This window comes from Achromobacter spanius, from assembly GCF_002812705.1.
In the GTDB taxonomy this organism is placed as follows: Bacteria; Pseudomonadota; Gammaproteobacteria; order Burkholderiales; family Burkholderiaceae_B; genus Achromobacter; species Achromobacter spanius.
Genome location: NZ_CP025030.1, coordinates 3,651,256 through 3,670,894, shown reverse-complemented (window position 1 = coordinate 3,670,894; position 19,639 = coordinate 3,651,256). Strand labels below are relative to the sequence as shown.

Annotated in this window: 15 protein-coding genes; 3 read left to right on the top strand and 12 right to left on the bottom strand. The window is 65.1% G+C overall.

Going from position 1 to position 19,639, the window contains the following annotated elements:
- Positions 1-47: 47 nt before the first annotated feature.
- From adeC to CVS48_RS16630, 3 genes are read right to left on the bottom strand one after another with little or no spacing between them, the layout of a single operon-like run.
- Positions 48-1,532, bottom strand: coding sequence for an AdeC/AdeK/OprM family multidrug efflux complex outer membrane factor (gene adeC / locus CVS48_RS16640; protein ID WP_100855401.1), 1,485 nt, complete (start codon positions 1,530-1,532; stop codon positions 48-50).
- Positions 1,532-4,711 carry an efflux RND transporter permease subunit gene (locus CVS48_RS16635; RefSeq protein ID WP_100855400.1) on the bottom strand — a complete coding sequence of 1,060 codons (3,180 nt, stop codon included), beginning with the start codon at positions 4,709-4,711 and terminating at the stop codon, positions 1,532-1,534. Before CVS48_RS16635 ends, adeC begins: the two co-directional genes overlap by 1 nt.
- A 14-nt stretch (positions 4,712-4,725) precedes the next feature.
- A complete protein-coding gene (locus tag CVS48_RS16630) occupies positions 4,726-5,901 on the bottom strand; it encodes an efflux RND transporter periplasmic adaptor subunit (protein ID WP_100855399.1) in 1,176 nt (391 codons plus the stop codon).
- Between the two features lie 272 nt (positions 5,902-6,173).
- Between CVS48_RS16630 and CVS48_RS16625 the strand changes: the two genes are divergently transcribed.
- Entirely contained in the window at positions 6,174-7,079 is a 906-nt protein-coding gene (locus CVS48_RS16625) for a LysR family transcriptional regulator (RefSeq protein WP_100855398.1), read from the top strand.
- 109 nt (positions 7,080-7,188) lie between these two features.
- On the opposite strand, the gene CVS48_RS16620 is transcribed toward CVS48_RS16625, so the two are convergent.
- The 9 genes from CVS48_RS16620 to CVS48_RS16580 form a co-directional block, all read right to left on the bottom strand.
- Positions 7,189-7,920 (bottom strand): pseudouridine synthase, encoded by a 732-nt coding sequence (locus CVS48_RS16620; protein WP_050448996.1) that lies wholly within the window; start codon positions 7,918-7,920, stop codon positions 7,189-7,191.
- Between the two features lie 37 nt (positions 7,921-7,957).
- Positions 7,958-9,457, bottom strand: a complete 1,500-nt coding sequence (locus CVS48_RS16615) for a M81 family metallopeptidase (RefSeq protein ID WP_100855397.1) — start codon at positions 9,455-9,457, stop codon at positions 7,958-7,960.
- 25 nt (positions 9,458-9,482) lie between these two features.
- Complete coding sequence (locus CVS48_RS16610; protein ID WP_100855396.1) at positions 9,483-10,118, bottom strand: ANTAR domain-containing response regulator; 636 nt, start codon at positions 10,116-10,118, stop codon at positions 9,483-9,485.
- 2 nt (positions 10,119-10,120) lie between these two features.
- Positions 10,121-11,284: a transporter substrate-binding domain-containing protein gene (locus CVS48_RS16605; protein ID WP_100857700.1), complete on the bottom strand. Its 1,164-nt coding sequence runs from the start codon at positions 11,282-11,284 to the stop codon at positions 10,121-10,123.
- 61 nt (positions 11,285-11,345) lie between these two features.
- On the bottom strand, positions 11,346-12,059 hold the full coding sequence (locus CVS48_RS16600) for an ABC transporter ATP-binding protein (protein WP_100855395.1): 714 nt from the start codon (positions 12,057-12,059) through the stop codon (positions 11,346-11,348).
- Complete coding sequence (locus tag CVS48_RS16595; RefSeq protein WP_100855394.1) at positions 12,056-13,873, bottom strand: ABC transporter permease subunit; 1,818 nt, start codon at positions 13,871-13,873, stop codon at positions 12,056-12,058. The genes CVS48_RS16600 and CVS48_RS16595 overlap by 4 nt, the downstream gene beginning before the upstream one ends.
- A complete protein-coding gene (locus tag CVS48_RS16590; protein WP_100855393.1) occupies positions 13,866-14,699 on the bottom strand; it encodes a branched-chain amino acid ABC transporter permease in 834 nt (277 codons plus the stop codon). Before CVS48_RS16590 ends, CVS48_RS16595 begins: the two co-directional genes overlap by 8 nt.
- Before the next feature lie 55 nt (positions 14,700-14,754).
- On the bottom strand, positions 14,755-15,921 hold the full coding sequence (locus CVS48_RS16585; protein ID WP_100855392.1) for a substrate-binding protein: 1,167 nt from the start codon (positions 15,919-15,921) through the stop codon (positions 14,755-14,757).
- 36 nt (positions 15,922-15,957) lie between these two features.
- Positions 15,958-16,848 carry a nitrilase family protein gene (locus tag CVS48_RS16580; protein ID WP_100855391.1) on the bottom strand — a complete coding sequence of 297 codons (891 nt, stop codon included), beginning with the start codon at positions 16,846-16,848 and terminating at the stop codon, positions 15,958-15,960.
- Between the two features lie 383 nt (positions 16,849-17,231).
- On the opposite strand from CVS48_RS16580, the gene CVS48_RS16575 reads away from it, so the two are divergent.
- Both CVS48_RS16575 and CVS48_RS16570 read left to right on the top strand, forming a co-directional pair.
- Positions 17,232-17,852 (top strand): chorismate--pyruvate lyase family protein, encoded by a 621-nt coding sequence (locus CVS48_RS16575; protein ID WP_100855390.1) that lies wholly within the window; start codon positions 17,232-17,234, stop codon positions 17,850-17,852.
- A gap of 133 nt (positions 17,853-17,985) precedes the next feature.
- Positions 17,986-19,635, top strand: coding sequence for a SulP family inorganic anion transporter (locus CVS48_RS16570; RefSeq protein ID WP_100855389.1), 1,650 nt, complete (start codon positions 17,986-17,988; stop codon positions 19,633-19,635).
- Positions 19,636-19,639: the final 4 nt, after the last annotated feature.

The window sequence follows — 19,639 nt, the reverse complement described above, 5'->3', positions numbered from 1 at the left end:
TTTTGCGCCGAACTTCTTTTGCGCCGCAAAAATCCAGCGCGCGCGGCTTACGATCCCGTGGCCGGCACGGCCGGCGCCGTCTGCGCCGCCACCGTGCGCTCGGTCCAACCGCCGCCCAGCACCTTGTACAAGGTAACCAGATTCGACAAGCGCGCCAGGCGCGTATCCACCAACGTCTGCTGCGCCGTGTACAGCGAACGCTGCGAATCCAGCACGCTCAGGTAGTCGTCGATACCCTGGCGGAAACGCTGGTCCGACACGTCGTAGGCGCGCTGGTTGGCGTTCACCAGCAAACGCTGCGCTTCAATCTGGTCGTCCAGCGTGCCGCGCCCGGCCAAGGCGTCCGCCACTTCGCGGAACCCCGTCTGGATGGACTTTTCGTACTGCGCCACCTGGATGTTCTTCTGCACCTTGGCCAAGTCCAGCCCAGCCTGCAACGAGCCTCCCGCGAAGATCGGCACGGTGATCTGGGGCACGAAGCTCCAGGCGCCCGACCCGCCTTCGAACAAACCGCCCAGGCTGGCGCTGGCGGTGCCCGCCTGGCCGGTCAGGCTGATGGTGGGAAAGAACGCAGCGCGCGCCGCGCCGATGTTGGCGTTGGCGCCCTTGAGCTGATGCTCGGCCGCGCGGATGTCCGGGCGGCGCGCCAGCAGGTCCGACGGCAGGCCGGCGGGCAAGGTGGTCGGCAGCATGCTGTCGTCCAGCTTCACCGCCTGATCCAGCGCCGCGACGATCTCGGGCGACATGGGTTGGCCCACCAGCAGCGTCAGCGCGTTGCGGTCCTGCGCGGCCTGGCGCGTGTATTGCGACAGGTTGCGCTGGGCCGTGCGCAGCGACACTTCCGCCTGGCTCAAGTCCAGCGCGGTGGACAAGCCCTGGTCATAGCTTTGCTGCGTGAGCTTGAAGGAATCTTCCTGGCTCGTGAGCGTGTCGCGCGTCAGGCTCAGCAGTTCCTGGTCGGCGCGCAGCGTCAGGTAGGCGTTGGCCACTTCGGCAATCAGCGTCAACTGCGTGGCCGTGCGCGTTTCGTCCAGCGCCAGATAGGACTCCAGCGCCTGGTCGCTCAGGCTGCGAATTCGGCCGAACAAGTCCAGTTCCCACGCCGACATGGCGGCGCCCACCTGGTAGCTGCGGCTGGTGGTGGCGCGGCCGCTGGCGGACAAGTCCGCCGGGGTGCGCTGGGCGGATTCCTGGCCGGCCACGCCCACGCTGGGCAGCAGGTCGGCGCGCTGGATGCGGTACTGCGCACGCGCCGCCTCGACATTCAAGGCCGCCACGCGCAGGTCGCGGTTGTTCGCCAATGACAGTTCAATCAACTGTTGCAGCAGCGGGTCGCTGAAGAAGTCACGCCAGCCGATATCGGCCGTGGACATGCCCAGCGCCGCATTGGAACCGTCCGCCTTGTAGGCCGGGCCGGTGGGATAGGCAGCGCTGACCGGCGCGTCCGGCCGTTCATAGGTCGGGGCCAGCGAGCAGCCCGCCAGGGCCGCCGCCAGGGAAACAGACAACAAGGTTCTCATCTGAATTTTCATTACGGTTGTCCTTCGGCGGACACGTCCTTCGAGCCATTGGCGCTGGTGTCGTGCTTGTCCAGGTTTTCGCTCATGCGCTTGACCTTGAACACGCGCAGCATCAGCACGAAGAAGGCCGGAACAAAGAAGATGGCCAGGAACGTGCCGGTCAGCATGCCGCCGATCACGCCCGTGCCGATGGCGTTCTGGCTGCCCGAGCCGGCGCCGGACGAGATCGCCAGCGGCGTCACGCCCAGGATGAACGCCAGCGACGTCATCAGGATGGGACGCAGGCGTTGGCGGGCGGCGTGGATGGCCGATTCCGTCAGGCTGGCGCCGGACTCGAAGTGCTCTTTGGCGAACTCCACGATCAGGATGGCGTTTTTGGCCGCCAGCCCCACTGTGGTCAATAGCCCCACCTGGAAGTACACGTCGTTGGACAAGCCGCGCGCCAGCGTCGCCAGCAGCACGCCGATAATGCCTAACGGCACCACCAGCATCACCGCCGTCGGGATGGACCAGCTTTCGTACAAGGCGGCCAGGCACAGGAACACCACGATCAACGAAATCGCGTACAGCGCCGGCGCTTGCGCACCCGACAGGCGTTCTTCGAACGACAGCCCCGTCCATTCAAAGCCCACGCCCACCGGCAGCTTGGCCGCCAGTTTTTCCATTTCTTCCATGGCCGCGCCCGAGCTGTAGCCCGGCGCCGCCTGGCCCTGGATGTTGTAGGACGGCACGCCGTTATAGCGGTTCAGCTTTTGCGGACCGAAGCTCCAAGTCGCCTTCGAGAATGCCGAGAACGGCACCATGTCGCCCGCGTTGTTGCGCACATACCATTTGTTCAGGTCTTCCGGCAGCATGCGCGATGATGCCTCGCCCTGCGCAAACACCTTCTTCACGCGGCCACGGTCGATGAAGTCGTTGACGTACGACGAGCCCCACGCGGTGGCCAGCGTGCTGTTGATGTCCGACACGGCCACGCCCAGCGCACGCGCTTTCTCGCGGTCGATGTCCAACTGATACTGCGGTGCGTCTTCAATGCCGTTGGGGCGCACGCCCACCAGCACCGGGCTCTTGGCCGCTTCGCCCAGCAACTGGTTGCGCGCGGCAAGCAGCTTTTCATGGCCCACGCCGGCGCGGTCCATCAACTGGAAGTCAAAGCCGGTGACGTTGCCCAGCTCCATCACGGACGGCGGCGGCACCACGAACATTTGCGCGCGGCGCTCGGTCTTGGCGAAGTGCGCGTTGGCGCGCGCCGCCACGGCGCCGGCCTTCAGCTTGGCGTCGCCACGTTCTTCCCAGTCACGCAGCTTGATGAACAGGATGGACGCGTTTTGGCCACGACCGCCAAAGTTGAAACCGTTGACCGCGAACACCGAGGTCACGGCGTCCTTTTCTTCGGTCAGCAGGTACTTGGTGGCGTCGTCGATGACGGCCTTGGTGGCTTCGGCGGTGGCGCCGGCGGGCGTCTGGATCTGGGCGAACAAAATGCCCTGGTCCTCGGCCGGCAGGAACGCCGTGGGAATGCGCGTGAACAGCCAGCCCATGGCAATGACCAGCGCCAGGTACACGATCATCAGGCGCTTGGTGCGGTTCAGCCCGCGCGCCACCGTGTTGGCGTAACCATTGCTGCTGCGTTCGAACGTGCGGTTGAACCAGCCGAAGAAGCCCTTCTTCGAACCGTGATGGCCCTTCGGAATAGGCTTGAGCAAGGTGGCGCACAAGGCCGGCGTGAAGACAATGGCGACCAGCACCGACAGCACCATCGACGACACGATCGTGATCGAGAACTGACGATAGATCACGCCCGTGGAACCGCCGAAGAACGCCATCGGGATGAACACGGCGGCCAGCACCATGGCAATGCCGATCAGCGCGCCGGTGATCTGGCTCATGGACTTGCGGGTGGCCTGCTTGGGCGTCAGGCCCTCTTCGGCCATCACCCGCTCGACGTTTTCCACCACCACGATCGCGTCATCCACCAGCAGGCCAATGGCCAGCACCATGCCGAACATCGTCAAGGTGTTGATGGAATAACCGAACGCGGCCAGCACGCCGAACGTGCCCAGCAGCACCACCGGCACGGCCAGCGTGGGGATGATGGTGGCGCGGAAGTTCTGCAAGAACAGGTACATCACCAGGAAGACCAGGATGATGGCTTCCACCAGCGTCTTGAACACTTCATGGATCGACAGGCTGACGAACGGCGTCGTGTCGTACGGATACACGACGTCCATGCCCGGCGGGAAGTACGGCTTCAGGTTGTTGATGGTGTCGCGCACGGCCTGCGCGGTATCCAGCGCGTTGGCGCCCGGCGCCAGCTTGATCGCCAGGCCCGAGGCGGGCTTGCCATTGTAGAAGCTGTCGATGGCGTAGGTCTGGCCACCCAGTTCAATGCGCGAGACATCGCCCAGGCGCACCTGCGAACCATCGGTGTTGACCTTGAGCAGGATCTTGCCAAAGTCTTCCGGCTTCTCCAGGCGCGACGGCCCGATGATGGTGGCGTTCAACTGCTGGCCGCGCACGGACGGCAGGCCGCCCAACTGGCCGGACGACACCTGCACGTTCTGTTCCTTGATCGCCGTCACCACGTCAACCGTGGTCAGCCCGTAGTTCACGAGCTTGGCGGGATCCAGCCAGATCCGCATCGCGTACTGCGAGCCGAACAACTGGAAGTCGCCCACGCCTTGCGTGCGGCTGATGGGATCCTGCACGTACGAGGCCACGTAGTCGGCCAGGTCGTCCTTGGTCATCGTGCCGTCGGTGGACACGAAGCCCGCCACGATCAGGAAGTTCTTCGTGGCCTTGGTGACGCGGATGCCCTGCTGCTGCACTTCCTGCGGCAACAGCGGCTGCGCCAGTGCAAGCTTGTTCTGCACCTGCACCTGCGCCGTGTCCGGGTTGGTGCCCTGCTTGAAGGTCAGCGTGATGGACATGCTGCCGTCGGAATTGCTTTCCGACGAGATGTACTGCAAGCCGTCCAGGCCGTTCATCTGCTGTTCGATGACCTGCACCACGGTGTCCTGCACCGTCTGCGCGGACGCGCCCGGGTAGGTCACCGCGATGCCGATGGCGGGCGGCGCGATGTTGGGATACTGCGAGACCGGCAATTGCAGGATGGACAGCGCGCCGGCCATCATCAGCACAATCGCGATCACCCAGGCGAAAACCGGCCTATCGATAAAAAACTTTGCCATGCAAGGCTCCCTGATTACTGCTTGGCCGGGGCGGCATTGGCCGCCTGCGGCTGCTGCGCGGTGGCGCTTGCCTCGGTAGCGACGACTTCGACGCCCGGACGCACCATTTGCAGACCTTCCACGATCACCTTGTCGCCGGCGGCCAGGCCGTCGGTAACCAGCCACTTGTCGCCAATGGCGCGGTCGGTCTTCAGTTCACGCAGTTCCACCTGGTTCTTGGCGTTGACCACCAGCGCGGTCGGCAAGCCGCGCTGATTGCGCGTCACGCCGCGTTGCGGCACCAGCAGGCCGTCGGCGGCCACGCCGTCGGCCAGACGCGCACGCACGAACATGCCCGGCAACAGGCGGCGGTCGGGGTTCGGGAACACCGCGCGCAGCGTGATGGAACCGGTGCCCTGGTCTACCGTGACTTCCGAGAACTGGAGCTTGCCGGTCTGCTTGTACTGCGAGCCATCTTCCAGGGTCAGCGTGACCAGCGCGGCCTGTTCGCCGTCGGCCCGCTTCAATTGGCCGCTGGCCAGCGCGTCCTGCAGGCGCAGCAACTGCACGCTGGACTGGGTCACGTCGACGTAGATCGGGTCAATCTGCTGCACCGACGCCAAGGCGCCGGTCTGGTTGGCCGTGACCAGCGCGCCTTCGGTCACCGACGAGCGGCCGATGATGCCTTCAATGGGCGACAGCACCTTGGTGTAGACGAGGTTGATGCGCGCGGTATCCAGCGCGGCCTTGGCCGACAGCACATCGGCGGCGGCCTGGTCACGCGACGCCACGGCGTTGTCGTAGGTCTGTTGGCTGACGGCGCGGGTTGCCACAAGCGGCTTGTAGCGTTCGGCCAGCAAGGCAGCCGTCTTCTGCTGCGCCTGGGCGCGGGCCAACGCGGCCTTCTGGCTATCGACGCTGGCTTGGTACAGCGCGGGGTCGATCTGATAGAGCTGTTGGCCGGCCTTGACCTCGCCGCCCTCGGTGAACAGGCGCTTTTGCACGATGCCGTTCACCTGGGGCCGCACTTCGGCCACGCGGAACGCGGACGTGCGGCCCGGCAATTCGGTGGTCAGGGAAACGGGTTGCGTGGTCAGGGTCACCACGGTGACTTGCGGCTTGCCCGCCTGCGGTGCGTCTTGTTTCTTGCCGCAAGCGGCCAGAGTGAGAGCCGATGCCGTCAGCGTGAGCACTGCCGCGCTGCGCCACATAGCGCTTTTCTTATTCATAGATATTCCCGATTTCCGACAAAAAAGGAGCCCGCCTCCCGCCTGCGATGAGGGGGAGGCCTTGTGCATCAAAGGGTGGATTGGCATTGAAAACGCAAGCTGGGCTTTAGTGCATTGCTGCATTGCAGAACCCGCATTCTGAGTTATCCCGCCCCAGAAACAAAGGGGCGTAGAAAGAAAACATCATTCCATTTATGGGACAATTTCCCACACCAAGTCTGTGAAAGAATCTCGCCATGAAACGCTTACAAGGCATGGAACTCTTCGTCGAAGTGGCCAAGACACGTAGTTTTAGCCGCGCTGCAGCAACGCTGGGCGTGCCTAAATCCACCTTGTCTCGCCAGGTGGCCGAATTGGAAAAATCCGTGGGCTTGCGCTTGTTGAGCCGCACCACCCGCAAGGTGGAATTGACCGACGCCGGGCGGCTGTATTTCGAACGCTGCCAACGCATCGTGGCCGAAGCGCAGATTGCCCATGAAGAACTGCAAAAGCTGGTCGACACGCCAGCCGGGCCGTTGCGGGTGAACATGCCCGCTGATTTCGGCACGGACTTCCTGGCTGAATCGTTCATGGAGTTCTCCCGCCGCTATCCCGACGTCACGTTTTTCCTGGACCTGGCAAACCCGGACCACGCCTCGCGCGTGTTCCAGACCTGCGACATCTCGATCGAAATCGGCGAACTGCCCGATTCGACGCAAATCGCCCGTCTGCTGGGCATGCTGCCCGCGCACCTGTATGCCTCGCGCGACTACCTGGAAAAGCACGGAGAACCCAAGCACCCCAGTGACTTGACCCGCCACGAGTGCATCGAATTTCGCGCGGAAGGCGCGGGCCGCGTCACGCGATGGCCGCTTAACTGCGGCGACCAGCACATCGAGTTCACGCCGGGCAACCGGTTTTCGGTAAACGGAGTCGCCATGGCGCGGCGCCTGGCCATGCTGGGCGCGGGCATCGCGGTGCTGGTGGGCGGCCAGACGGCCGAACAGCAATCAGGGCAGTTGCGGCGCGTGTTGCCGGATTGGCAATTGGGCCCCTTCCCTGTCTATGCGGTCACCGAAACTCGGTTGCTGCCGGCCAAGACCCGGATCTTCATCGAATTCCTGATGGAGCGGCTGGGCAGCAACGGGCAGGCGAAGGATACCCCCGCGTTCATGAAATAACGGGGGCTTGGAAACAGACTGAAAAATCTGCTGACCGCCGACATCAGTTGTCGGCTGAGCCGAACAGGGAGGCTGAATGTTCCCTGAATGCAGGATCAAAAAAGAAGGGTCAAAACCCTTCGTCGTCGCGCAGATAACGCCACTGGCCCAACGGCAGATCACCCAACTGCACGCGGCCGATGCGCACACGCTTCAAGCCCACCACTTTCAGGCCCACCAGTTCGCACATGCGGCGAATCTGGCGCTTCTTGCCTTCACGCAGCACAAAGCGCAGTTGGTCGTGGTTCTGCCAGCGCACGTGCGCGGGCTTCAGCGCCTTGCCATCCAGCGACAGGCCGTGATTCAACAGTTCCAGTCCACGGTCGGGCAAATCGCCCTGCACGCGCACCAGGTATTCCTTGTCGACACTGGAGTCTTCACCGATCAGGTGCTTGGCGATGCGGCCGTCTTGCGTCAGTACCAGCAGGCCCTGCGAATCAATATCCAGCCGGCCGGCCACGGCCAGCCCTTCCAGATGCGCGCGTTCGAAGCGTTGCGGATGCCGGCAGCCCGCGAAGCGCGAGCGCGAGTCGATCAGTGCAACCGCAGGCGTATAGCCCTTTTCCGCCTGGCCCGACACATAACCCACGGGCTTGTTGATCAGGATGGTCACGCGCGAGGTCTGGCGCGCCTGCGCGGCGCGCTCAAGCGTGATGACCTGGTCGGGAAACGCCTTGGCGCCCAGTTCGGACACCACAACGCCATCCACGCGGACCCAGCCGCGTTCGATATAGCTGTCGGCCTCGCGGCGCGAGCAGAGTCCGCGCTCGGACATGAGCTTGGAGATGCGTACTTTTTCCATGGGCGGTATTGTATGCGGACGCCTAGCGCCATGCCGATCAAACGGCAGGATCGTAGTCGGACGGGGCCATGGGTTCCAGCGGATAGAGCGGGCGGTGCCGGCGCTCATAGGGAAACAGCGAAAAATCCGAACTGGTGACACCCGCGCTGGCGCATTCCACCAGCGCCTGCGAGATGGGTTCGAACACCGGCCGGCAGTACATCCGGGACTTCACCAGCACGAAGCGGGCGCGCCGGGGGTCCAGTCCCATGCTTTCGAATACGCCCAGGTCCCAGGGTTCGTGAGTCCTGTCGGTGATCACCAATTGCGCGGCGCCGATATCCAGGACCGCGCTGCGGCCCATGCAAGCCGTTTGGCCGGTGTAGGTGGGACCCGTGATGACATACTGGCCGTCAGTGACCGCGCCGACCCGCCCCTGCAACAGTACCGGCGCGGCCGGACGGCCGATGGCCGGGATGGGCCGCTTGTTGCCCACCAGGATCTCGACCTGCTTGCCCTCGCCCGCCGCCGCCAACGCCGCCACGGCCTCGGGGTCGCAATACAGGCCGGCGACGATGCCGGTCAAGCCGGCGTCGACCGCGGCCATCAGCACTTCCATGGTGTCGCACGTGCCACCGGACATGCAGTTGTCGCCATGGTCCAGCAACAGCACCGGCTTGCCGGCGCCGCACGCCAGTTCAACGGCGCGGGCCAACGATGCGGCCAAGGGCTCGCTGTCATAGAAAAAACCGTCGCGCGCGGCCCAGAGGGTTTGCGCCATTTTGGTGGCCGCCTCTTCCGCCTGCGCCGGGTCGCCCGCGCCCACCACCACCACGCTCAGGCACGGAGCGGGAATATCGGCCAGGGCGAACCCCGCCAGCACGGACACGCCCAGCATGCCGCCGGCTTCGGCCAGCCGGGCCTCCCGTACGGCGTCGCGCATGGCGCCTTGCGCCGTGGCGCTGCGCAACGTGTGCGTCATCAACGGCAGGCGGCGCCACGCCATCACCGGGCGCGGCCCGCCGTTAAGCCAGTCAAACAGGATGCGGCCCGCGTGCTCGCCGGTTTCGTACATGTCCACGTGCGGGTAGGTCTTGAAGCTGATGATCACGTCGGCGTTGGCCATCATCTTGGGCGTGACGTTGCCATGCAGGTCCAGCGCCACCGCAATCGGCACGTCGGGCGTCTGCTGGCGCAGGCGTTCGAGCAGGTCGCCCTCGCCGTCATCGGTGCTTTCGACCGCCATGGCGCCGTGCAGGTCCAACAGGATCGCGCCGCATCCCCGCGCGCCCTCCACGATCGCGTCGCAAAGCGTGCGATACGCCGTTGCGTCCACCCGGCCGCTGGGATAGGCGGTGGCGGATACCGGCGTGACCAGCGACGCGCCGTTCGCCTCGGCAAGGTCAATAAAGGCCGACATGGCCGTGCGCTTGCCCTTGTTGTCGTTGTAGGCCTGCGCATCAAAGGCGGGGCCGTCGTTGCCGAACGCCGCAAGCGGCGTGGGCACGGGCGAAAACGTATTGGTCTCGTGATTCAGGCGGGCGATCATGACTTTCATTGTTTTCCTCTTTGCAGGCGGGCGCTTAGCCGTGTTGCGGCGGTCCTGAGCGCGCGCCGCCCAGGCCGAGTTTTTCCATGGCCTCGCTGGCCTCGATGATCATCGCGGCCACTTCCGCCACACTGACGCGCAGACCCGTGGCGCGGGTCCGCATGTGTTCATAGGCCGCGCGTTCGTCCAGCCGCTGATGGTCCATCAGCACACGGATCGCCTTTTCAATGACGCGCCGCGCCTTGATGGTGTTCTCCAACTTGTCGATCTTGACCTGCTGCCGGCTTTGGAACTGCTTGGCCGACCGCGCCAGCACCAGCGTGCTGAGTATGCCGGCCGATCGGAATGGCCGCGTCAGCACCCCGTGGGCATTGGTTTTGAGCAATTGCTTGAGCGTGGTGGGCGTTTCGTATTCGGACAGCGCGATCAAGGTGGCTTCGACTTCGCTGGCGGACCAGGCCGAGCTGTTTTGCACGCACTGCGAAACCTGGAAGAAGATGACATCCGCGCCGGCGGGCGCGGCGTCCGGAAACGGCCAATGCAGATGGATGCGGCAACCGATGCGCTTGAGTTGCTCGACCAGCACATCGCGGTCTTCGCCCGGCGGGTACACCACCGCGACGGCCACACTGCGCAAGTCCTCGTAGAGGCGGCGTAGGCTATGGTCCATGCTCATTTCAACCAGAAATCGTCCAGACCGAACGCCGTCAGATAGGGGTCCGGCTTCACCGGCTGGTCGCTTTCCCAGACGATATCGAACCGCCCGTCCGCCCGGCACACGCCGATGCGCGGCGTCAGCACGCAGTGGTTATTTTCCGCCAGGATGGACATCTGCCCGTTCGGCGCGTCGAACAGGACCTGGTGCACCGCCCGCACCAGCTTGCGCGTGTCCATGCTGCCCACGCGCTGCAGCGCCCGCGCGAACAGGTGCACCTGGCTGTAGCAGGTTTCGGCATAGACGCTGGCGGGACGCTCGCCGAAGCGGTCGCGCCAGCGCGCCAGGAAATGCTGGTTGGCGGGCGTATCGACGGTGTTGAAATAGGTCGCGGCGGTGATGTGGCCCACGCAAAGCCGCGGCCCGATCTCGGCGACCTCGGATTCCGCCATGGTCAGGCTGGCGATGGGAATATGAGCCGTTTCCGCCCCCGCCTGCTGGCAGGCCTCGTGGTAGCGCCGATAGAAGCGCTGGGCGTCATCACCGATCAGGGTCGAAAACACCACATCCGGCTGGATGCGCCGGATGTCCGCCACCACGTCGATGATGTCGCTTTCATCGCAGCCCAAGGGCAGATAGGTCTCGTCCAGGATCTCGCCGCCGTGCTCCTCCACGGTCTCGCGCATGATGCGGTTCGTTTCACGCGGGTAGATGTAGTCCGCCCCCACCAGAAAAATACGCGAGCCGCAGTGCTGGATCAGGTATGCGGCCAACTGCATGCTGCCCTGGTTGGGCGCCGCCCCCGTGTAGATGACGTTGGGCGAATACTCGAAGCCCTCGTAGACCGAGCCGTACCACAGCAGGGAGTTGCTGCGCTCCACCACGGGCAGCATCGCTTTGCGGCAATGCGAGGTGCAGCCGCCGAAAATGACGCTGACTTCGTCGTCCAGCAGCAGGCGGGCCGCCAGGCGCCGGTACTCCTCGGCGTCGCTGCGCGGGTCGTACACCACCGGTTCCAACGGCCGGCCCAGCACGCCGCCCAAGGCGTTGATCTCTTCCACGGCCAGCACCGTCCCGAAGAAATGCTGCGACTCGGTCGTGCCCGTGACGCCGCTGCGCGAATACAGCACGCCGATGCGCCACCCGGGCCGGTCTGCGTCCTTGTCCTGGAGCGAGGTCATGATGACGTCCTTAAGCGTGAAACCCGCAGGCTGGCCATGGCGCAAACCGACATGGCGGCGTTCATACCTTGAGATGGTCAATGATATTGCCGATGGCCTGGGGCGCACCAGCATCGCCCTCGTCCACGATGGCGCCCTGCTTGAGCACCAGATAGCGGTCGGCCACGTCCAACGCAAACGCCACGTTCTGTTCGACGATGAACAGGGTCGTGCCACGCCGTTCTCGCTCCCAGTTCAGGGCGCGGCCCAGCCGTTCGATCACCGATGGTTGCAGCCCTTCGGTGATTTCATCGAGCAGCAGCAAATCGGGCCGTTGCATCAGCCCGCGCGCCACCAGCAGCATCTTCTGCTCTCCGCCAGACAAGGTGCCGGCGTGCTGGCGCAGCCGAGTCGCGAACACCGGGAAGAGTTCGACGATGTCGGCAAAGCGCTCGTCGAAGAGATTCTCCCGCGGCAGGCCCAGGCGCAGGTTGTCGCGGATGCTCAGGTCGGGAAACAGGGGCTGCTCCTGCGCCGCGTAGGCAACGCCGCAGCGCGCCACTTCGTGCGGGCGCAAGCGCGTGGCGTCCACCCCACCCACGCTGACGCGCCCGCGCAGCTTCGGCAGGTACCCCATGATGGTCTTGAGCAGCGTGCTTTTTCCCATGCCGTTCTTGCCCAGCAGCGCCACGCAGGCGCCCCGCTCGACCGACAGCGACACATCGTTCAGCACCACCGAGCCTTTGTAGCCGCTGGCCACGCCTTCCAGGCTTAACGCCGGCCCCGTTCCCGTCATTGCCCTGCTCCTTGTGCAGCCTGCGCGCTGCCCGCGTAAATGGTGCGCACCAGCTCGGATTCCACGACGTCGCGAAAGCTCCCGTCCATGACAATCCGGCCTTGGTGCAAGACGACGATCCGTGTCGCCACTTCCTTCACAAAATCCAGATCATGTTCCACCAGCAGGCAGCACAAGCCGTACTTGTTCGCCAGCGATGACAGCATCTGGCCGATCCGCGCCCGCTCGGCCTTGCTCAGGCCCGCCGTGGGCTCGTCCAGCAGCACGATGCGCGGCTCCAGCGCCAGCGCCATCACCAGTTCCAGGGCCTGTTGCTGCCCGTGCGACAGGTCGCGGGCCACGCTGGCCAGGGATTGGTCCAGCCCGGTCACGCGCAGCACCTCCAACGCGTAAGGCGGCAAATCCAGCGTGGGCGACCGCCGCCACCACGATGGCTGTTCGCGCAAGGTCGTCGCGATGCGCAGGCTTTCGGCCACCGTCATCGTGTCGAACACATTGGCGTTCTGGAACTTGCGCCCCAGGCCGTAGCGCACGCATTGCTCTGGGCCATCTTGCAACACGCGGTGGCCGTAAAGCGCCAACTCTCCTTCGGACCGCTCGGCGCCATCGGCGATGCAGCGCATCAGCGTGGTTTTGCCCGCGCCGTTGGGACCGATCAGGCCCACCAGTTCGCCGCCCCGGGCTTGCAGGTCGATGCCTTCCAGCACTTTCAGGCTGCCGAAGCGCTTGGCGACGCCAGACAGGCTCAACGCCCACGATGCCCCGCTGGCCGGCTGCGCCTGCCCGGCGCGTACGCCAAGCACCGGCACGGGGGCCGTGGCGCCGCGCCGCAAAAACGGCGCGGTCAGCAGCGGCAGCAGCCCGCGCGGCAGCAGCAGGATCACCAGGATGAACGTCACGCCCAGCAGCAACTGCCACAGGAACGGCAGATTCCCGCTCAGGTAGGAACCCGCCACATTGATGAGGATGGCGCCCAGCACCGGCCCCCAGATGGTCCCCCGCCCCCCCAGCGCCACCCAGATGATCAATTCCGTGCCGAACACGAAACCCGTGAGTTCTGGCGCCACCACGCCGCTGAACGCGCCATAGCCGAACCCCGCCAGACTGGCGACGGCGCCGCACACGACCAGCAGCACAATGCGCCAGTGGGCGGTGTTCAGGCCCAGATAGCTGCAACGCGACTCGTTGTCGCGCAGCGCCACCAGAATGCGACCGCCATCGCTGCGCACCACGACCCACGCCAGCAAGGCCACGACCGACAACGTTCCGGCCGCAATCACATACCAGGCCTCGAGCGACAGATCGAACGTCTCGTAGCCCGTCAGGCCCGAGGACGACCCGGTATAGGTGCCACCGGCCAACACCAACTGCATCAGCACGATCGGCAGCACCAGCGAGATGACCGTCGCAAAGAACGGCGACGCCCCCCGATAGAACGACAGCCACCCGGTCACCAGCGCCAGCAGCACCGCGGCGCCCACGGCCGCGAACGCGGCCAGCGCGGCGGTGGTGGGAGAAAACCCGTAATGCGTGAAGGCCAGGCCGGCGGCATAGGCACCCACCCCAAAGAAGGCGGACTGGCCGAACGTCAGATGGCCGGTGTAGCCCCACAGCACGTCCACGGTCACCGCCGCCATCGCAAAAAACAGCGCCTTGATCAGCACATTGAGCAAGTAGGTGTCGAACAGCCAGGGGCCGGCCACGGTCAGCATCAGGCACGCTGCGGCCAACCAAGGCAGCCCGCGGCCAAGCGACCTGCGCGAGGCGGGCGCGGAACCCACCTGCGCGGCTTGGGTAAGCGAATGGTCAGTCATGGGCGAATCCTTGAGGACGCAGGCGCAGCGTCAGCGCGGCCAGGACGGCGATGGTGACGCCGCCCAGGATCGGGCTGACGAAAATGCTCACCAGCACCTGGCAAGCGCCATAGACCACGCAGGTCAGCAACAGCGCGGTGATCGAATGCCCCGACACCATGACCAGCATGAATGCGCTGACCAGCCACGGCAGGCCCATGTTCGGGTCCACGCTGGACAACGGTGTGATCAGCGCGCCGGCCAACGCACCCAACCCGGCGCCCAGGCCGAACGTGGTGAAGCGTATGCGCTCGGCATTGATGCCCAGGCCGCGCGCCAGGTCTTCGTTCATGACCACGGCGCGGGTCCGCACGCCGAAGCGGGTACCGTTAAGCAGCAGCGTCATGGCGGCATAGATCAGCAGCGCGGCGGGCACCAGGAACAGGCGGTACGCCGAATATTCCATGCCCAGAAAAGACACGGCGCCCTGGATCGGCGAATCCACGAACTGCACTTCACGCCCGAACGCCACCGTAATGAGCTGGCCGATCACGATGCCCAAGCCCCACGTAGCCAGGATCGCGTCCAGCGGCCGCTTGTACAGCGGCTGCACGATCAGGCGTTCCACCCCCATGCCCACCAGGACGCCAACCGCCAGCGCGAACGGCAACGCCACCCAAGGGTTCAGGCCGAGCTGGGTCACAACCAGACTGGCATAGCTTCCCAGGGTAAGAATCGCCCCATGCGCGAAATTGACGATCTTCATCACACCGAAGATGATCATCAGCCCCGACGTCACGATGAAGAGCATGGCGGCCGTGCTCAAGATGTCCAGCAGCAAACCCATATCGATCTCCGGCGCCGCCAGCCAGGCCGGCGGCGCGTATCCCGTTACCGTGGCGTCACTTCAGGTTCGGGCATTGCGCGCCCGGGTCCACCTGGTTGAAGGTTTGCAGGATCTTGATGGAACCGTCCTGCTGCACCTGGCCCAGGCGCATGGTCAGCGCCGCGTGCCGTTGGCGGTCCATCTTGACCGGTCCCCGGGGGCCGTCGAACGACACTTCGCTCAAGGCCTGCACCACCTTCTGCGGATCCAGGCCACCGGCCTTCTCGACCGCCGCCTTGTACAGATAGAAGGCTTCGTACTGCGGGCCGGAAAACTCGTTCGCGGTCTTGGCATCGTTGCCGAACTTGGCCTTCAGGCCATCCAGGAATTTTCGGTTCTGCGGCGTATCGATACTGGTCAGGTACGACGCCGACATGTACATGCCCACCGCCGTATCGCCCATGGTCTTGGCCGTACCTTCGTCGATCGCCAGGTTGCCGTAGGGCATGGACAACCCCGCCGCCTTGATCTGCTTGGCCAGGCTCACGTTGGGCCCGCCGCCCGCCGTGGAACTGATCAGCGCATCCGGGTTTGCCGAACGGATCTTGGACACCACCGGCGTCCAGTCCGAACCATCGATGGGCAGGTATTCCTCGCCCACCACGCGCCCGCCCTGCTTCTCGATGTACTCCCGCGTGAACTTCAGCATGCCACGCCCGAACGCGTAGTCGCTGCCGACCAGGAAGAAGGTCTTGGCCTTGCGCTCTTGCATGAAGTGGTCCACCACCGGCGCAACCTGTTGCTCCGGCACCCAGCCGTTCACATGCATCCAGCGGTTGCACGAGCGGCCTTCGTAGAAAGAGGTATAGATATACGGCACCTTGCCCCGCGACACGATGGGCAGCGCGGCATTGCGCGCCGCGCTGGTTTCCATGGCGATGATGGCATCGACTTTCTTCTGAAAGACCAGCGTGTCATAGGCCTTTTGCGCGCCAACGGCGCCCGATGCGTCGTCGGCGATCTCCAGCACGATCTGGCGGCCCAGGATGCCGCCGGCCGCGTTGATCTCGTCAGCCGCCAACTGGGACGCCTGCACCACGCCGGGTGCCACGACGCTGTTGGCGCCCGACAGACCGACGGGCACGCCGATGCGCAAGGGTTCCGCCGCGTGCGCGCTGGCAACGGCAGCCAGTAACGCGACGAACGACAGGCGGATGGGGAAGCTGCTGAACAGGGGTTTCATGAGGTTGCTCCTTGGGAGTCGGCCATTGGCCATCGCTTAACGTTGCCCCGGGGCGGCCAAGGCGCCCAGTTGCTCGTCGTAGATATCGCAGCGCCTGTCGCGCAGCACGTGGTTGAAATCGTTCAATTGACGCGCCCGGCGCGAGGCCTGCACGTCGATGGGCGCCAGCAGCACTTCTTCCTGGTCGGCGCTGGCCGGGCCCGCGGCTGTCCAGCCTTGCGATCCGACGATCAGGCTGCGGCCCACGAACGGCTGGCCGCGTTCGGTGCCCACGCGGTCGGCGCACACCACGGTCAAACCGTTGCTGTGCGCGCCCGCGATGGTCAGCGCATGCGCCATGACCGGCCCGTCGGGCGTCTGCCCTGGCATCGGCACCCAGTTGGTCGGCACGGCCACGATGTCCGCGCCGCGCACCGCCAGCAGCCGGTAGACCTCGGGAAACCAGCCGTCATAGCAGATGGCGACCCCCAGGCGGCCCAGTTCGGTATGGAACACCGGCAAACCCAGATCCCCAGGCTCGAAATACAGGTTCTCGTCGCCCCACAAATGCAGCTTGCGGTAGGTGCCGATGTACCCGGCCGGCCCCGCGATCAGGGCGGCGTTGTAGAGGCGGTCGCCACTGCGTTCGGCGATGCCCGCCACCAGGTAGATGCCCAGGCGCTGCGCCAGCGCGATCCAGGCCTGCGAGCTGGGGCCGCCTGGCACCACCTCGGCCAGCGCATAGGCCTCTTGGCGGCTTTCAAACACGTAGCCAGTGTTTGCCAATTCGGGCAGCACCACCAGCCGCGCGCCTTGGGCCGCGGCCTGCTCCACCAGCTCGACCGACCGGGCCATATTGGCGGCGACGTCGCCGATCATCGGGGCCATCTGCACACTGGCCACCCAGGTCGCTACGGCCGGGGAACTCTGCGGGTCCAACGCTTGCATGCGATCTCCGTATTCGAAAATTGAAAACGAAAAAGCCCCCGACCACGCATCGCGTGCAAGTCGGGGGCTTCTATAGCCATACCAAATGTTCAAGCAGCAATTATTGCTGCGGGGTACTGCATGCCTTGCCCGGAACCACCAAAGCCGGTTGCGGGTCCCGTCACCGGGAGGAAAGGCATTCAGGTCAATGTTGACCGTGGGCAAATCATAGAGAGAGCGCCATTAGCGGGACAATCAGTGCTTTCCCGGACGCCGTAGCCGCCTGCCGGCCGTTGCTGCGCCACGCCTCTTGGCGCGTTGCCTTGTGCGTTGCATGTCGCCATCCGCGCTGCGTCACTGCGACGCATGGGGGCTGTCAGCCGGGCTTGGCATAATACGCAGCCATGAGGAAACCCGCAGCCCATCACCCCCCGCTTGCTTCCGGCTGGCTGGCCGTCGCGCCGCCCGTCCTGCCCCCCGCCATGCGCCACTGGCTGTTCCGCCCGGGCGCGCTTACCGCCGGCTTGCGCCAGGTGGGCCAGGTGCGCTTGCGCGTGCTGGCCGAATACGCCGACGGCGCGCCGCCGGACGAAGCGCAGGCCATGGGCATCGCGCCCGGCTCACCCGTATGGATCCGTGAAGTGCTGATGTCCGTGAACGGCGTGGACAGCGTGCCCGCCCGCAGCCTGACGCCGCTGCGCGCCTCGCACGGCGCGTGGCAAGGCATGCGCCGGCTCTTGACCCGCCCGCTTGCCGACATGCTGTATCACGACAGCACCGTCATCCGCTCCCCCTTCGCCTGCCGCCGCCTGGCGTCGCCCGTGCCGTTCTACGCGACGGCGCGTGGGGCCTTGCCGGCTGAACGCCGGGAACAGGACGCCGCCCGGGTCTGGGCACGCCGGTCCGTCTTCTGGCGCCAGGGCCAGCCGTTGTTGGTGGCCGAATGCTTCCTGCCCGGGTTCTGGGATGAGATCGCCGACCAGCCCGTCCCGCCGCTGGTGCCGCACCAGCGCACGGCGCGTTGATCATTGACCGTTAAGCGTGATTCTTACGGCATTTCGCCGGAATCATCATGGACGCCACGCGGCGGCTGCGCTCACAATCAATCTCAGCCGCCCGCGTCGGTAGCAGCAGGCGGTGGCCCCCGGTTGAGACGCCATGCCATCCGACCTGCCCTCTACAAGCCCCATAAAGGATGACGTCACCGCCGGGCTGACGACCGCCGCCGTCGTCATTCCAAAAGCGCTGGCCTATGCCGCCGTAGCGGGGTTACCGGTTCAGGTCGGGCTGTACACCGCGTTTGTGCCGATGCTTGTCTACGCCTTCCTTGGCACATCCCGGCCGCTTAGTGTCAGCACCACGACAACGCTCGCCATCCTTACCGCGACAGCCCTGGATCGCGCCGTACCGGACGGCGACCCCACGCAAATGTTGATTGCCACGGCAACGCTGGCGCTGCTGGTTGGCATCGTGCTGATAGCGGCCTCCGTGTTGCGGCTTGGCTACCTGGCCAGCTTTATTTCGGAGCCGGTATTGGTCGGGTTCAAGGCGGGCATCGCCATCGTGATCGTGGTCGACCAAATACCGAAGCTGCTTGGCCTTCACTTCGCGAAGGGCCCGTTTCTATCGAACGTGCTGGCAATTCTTGATGGATTCACACACGTCTCGATAGCCACCACCGCCGTCGGCGCGATCACCTTGGGACTGCTCCTCGTCCTGGAACGATTCATGCCGCGCGTGCCGGCGCCGTTGGTCACGGTTGCGATTGCCATCGCGGCAACCAGCATGTTCGGACTGGGTGATCTTGGCGTGCAAACGGTGGGCCACGTGCCCACGGGCTTACCGTCGTTGACCCTGCCGGACGCGTCGTTGCTGGGTGAGCTTTGGCCCATGGCGCTGGGAATCGCCTTGATGAGTTTCACGGAAACGATCGCCGCTGGACGCGCCTTCGCGAAAGCGGGCGAGGCCCTGCCGAACGCCAATCGGGAATTGTTGGCCACGGGATTTTCGAACGCGGGCGGCGCGTTCTTCGGCGCCATGCCGGCGGGCGGCGGGACGTCACAAACCGCGGTGAATCGGCGCGCCGGCGCGCGCACCCAGGCCGCCGAGTGCGTCACCGCGGGGGTCACGCTGGGCGTCATGCTGCTGCTGGCGCCTTTGATTGGCGCCATGCCGCACGCCACCCTGGCGGCGGTGGTCATCATTTACTCGGTTGGCCTGTTCGACCCGGCTGAGTTCCGTGCGATTGCCAGAGTGCGGCGCACAGAGCTTATCTGGGCCTTGGTGGCGCTTGCCGGTGTCGTGCTGCTGGGCACGCTGCAAGGGATACTCGTGGCCATCATCGTGTCGCTTATCGCCCTTGCCCACCAGGTTTCCAACCCGCCCTTGCATCGGCTGCTGCGTAAACCGAACACGAACCTGTTCCGCCCTGCGTCCCCGGACCATCCGGACGATGAGGTGCTTGAAGGCATCTTGCTGCTTCGGCCAGAGGGACGCGTCTTCTTTGTGAATGCAGACAATATCGGCCAGAAGATCAACCAGTTGATCACCGCCACACGGCCGAAGGTGGTCGTGCTTGATATGGGAAGCGTTTTCGATATCGAATACACCGCGCTGAAAATGATGAGCGATGCGGAACGCCGATTAAGACGGGACGGTGTGCAGCTTTGGCTGGCGAACCTTACCCCCGGCGTACTGGCCACGGTAAGACGGTCACCGCTAGGCGAAACCTTGGGCACGGACGGCCTGTTCCAAACGCTTGAAGAGGCCGTTCACAAATTCCAGGATGCCAGGCTGCATGCGGCCTGATGGG

Excerpts from the sequence above, each read along its gene's own strand:
- adeC (WP_100855401.1), bottom strand. The coding sequence starts at position 1,532 with ATGAAAATTCAGATGAGAACCTTGTTGTCTGTTTCCCTGGCGGCGGCC.
- CVS48_RS16635 (WP_100855400.1), bottom strand. The coding sequence starts at position 4,711 with ATGGCAAAGTTTTTTATCGATAGGCCGGTTTTCGCCTGGGTGATCGCG.
- CVS48_RS16630 (WP_100855399.1), bottom strand. The coding sequence starts at position 5,901 with ATGTGGCGCAGCGCGGCAGTGCTCACGCTGACGGCATCGGCTCTCACT.
- CVS48_RS16625 (WP_100855398.1), top strand. The coding sequence starts at position 6,174 with ATGGAACTCTTCGTCGAAGTGGCCAAGACACGTAGTTTTAGCCGCGCT.
- CVS48_RS16620 (WP_050448996.1), bottom strand. The coding sequence starts at position 7,920 with ATGGAAAAAGTACGCATCTCCAAGCTCATGTCCGAGCGCGGACTCTGC.
- CVS48_RS16615 (WP_100855397.1), bottom strand. The coding sequence starts at position 9,457 with ATGAAAGTCATGATCGCCCGCCTGAATCACGAGACCAATACGTTTTCG.
- CVS48_RS16610 (WP_100855396.1), bottom strand. The coding sequence starts at position 10,118 with ATGGACCATAGCCTACGCCGCCTCTACGAGGACTTGCGCAGTGTGGCC.
- CVS48_RS16605 (WP_100857700.1), bottom strand. The coding sequence starts at position 11,284 with ATGACCTCGCTCCAGGACAAGGACGCAGACCGGCCCGGGTGGCGCATC.
- CVS48_RS16600 (WP_100855395.1), bottom strand. The coding sequence starts at position 12,059 with ATGACGGGAACGGGGCCGGCGTTAAGCCTGGAAGGCGTGGCCAGCGGC.
- CVS48_RS16595 (WP_100855394.1), bottom strand. The coding sequence starts at position 13,873 with ATGACTGACCATTCGCTTACCCAAGCCGCGCAGGTGGGTTCCGCGCCC.
- CVS48_RS16590 (WP_100855393.1), bottom strand. The coding sequence starts at position 14,699 with ATGGGTTTGCTGCTGGACATCTTGAGCACGGCCGCCATGCTCTTCATC.
- CVS48_RS16585 (WP_100855392.1), bottom strand. The coding sequence starts at position 15,921 with ATGAAACCCCTGTTCAGCAGCTTCCCCATCCGCCTGTCGTTCGTCGCG.
- CVS48_RS16580 (WP_100855391.1), bottom strand. The coding sequence starts at position 16,848 with ATGCAAGCGTTGGACCCGCAGAGTTCCCCGGCCGTAGCGACCTGGGTG.
- CVS48_RS16575 (WP_100855390.1), top strand. The coding sequence starts at position 17,232 with ATGAGGAAACCCGCAGCCCATCACCCCCCGCTTGCTTCCGGCTGGCTG.
- CVS48_RS16570 (WP_100855389.1), top strand. The coding sequence starts at position 17,986 with ATGCCATCCGACCTGCCCTCTACAAGCCCCATAAAGGATGACGTCACC.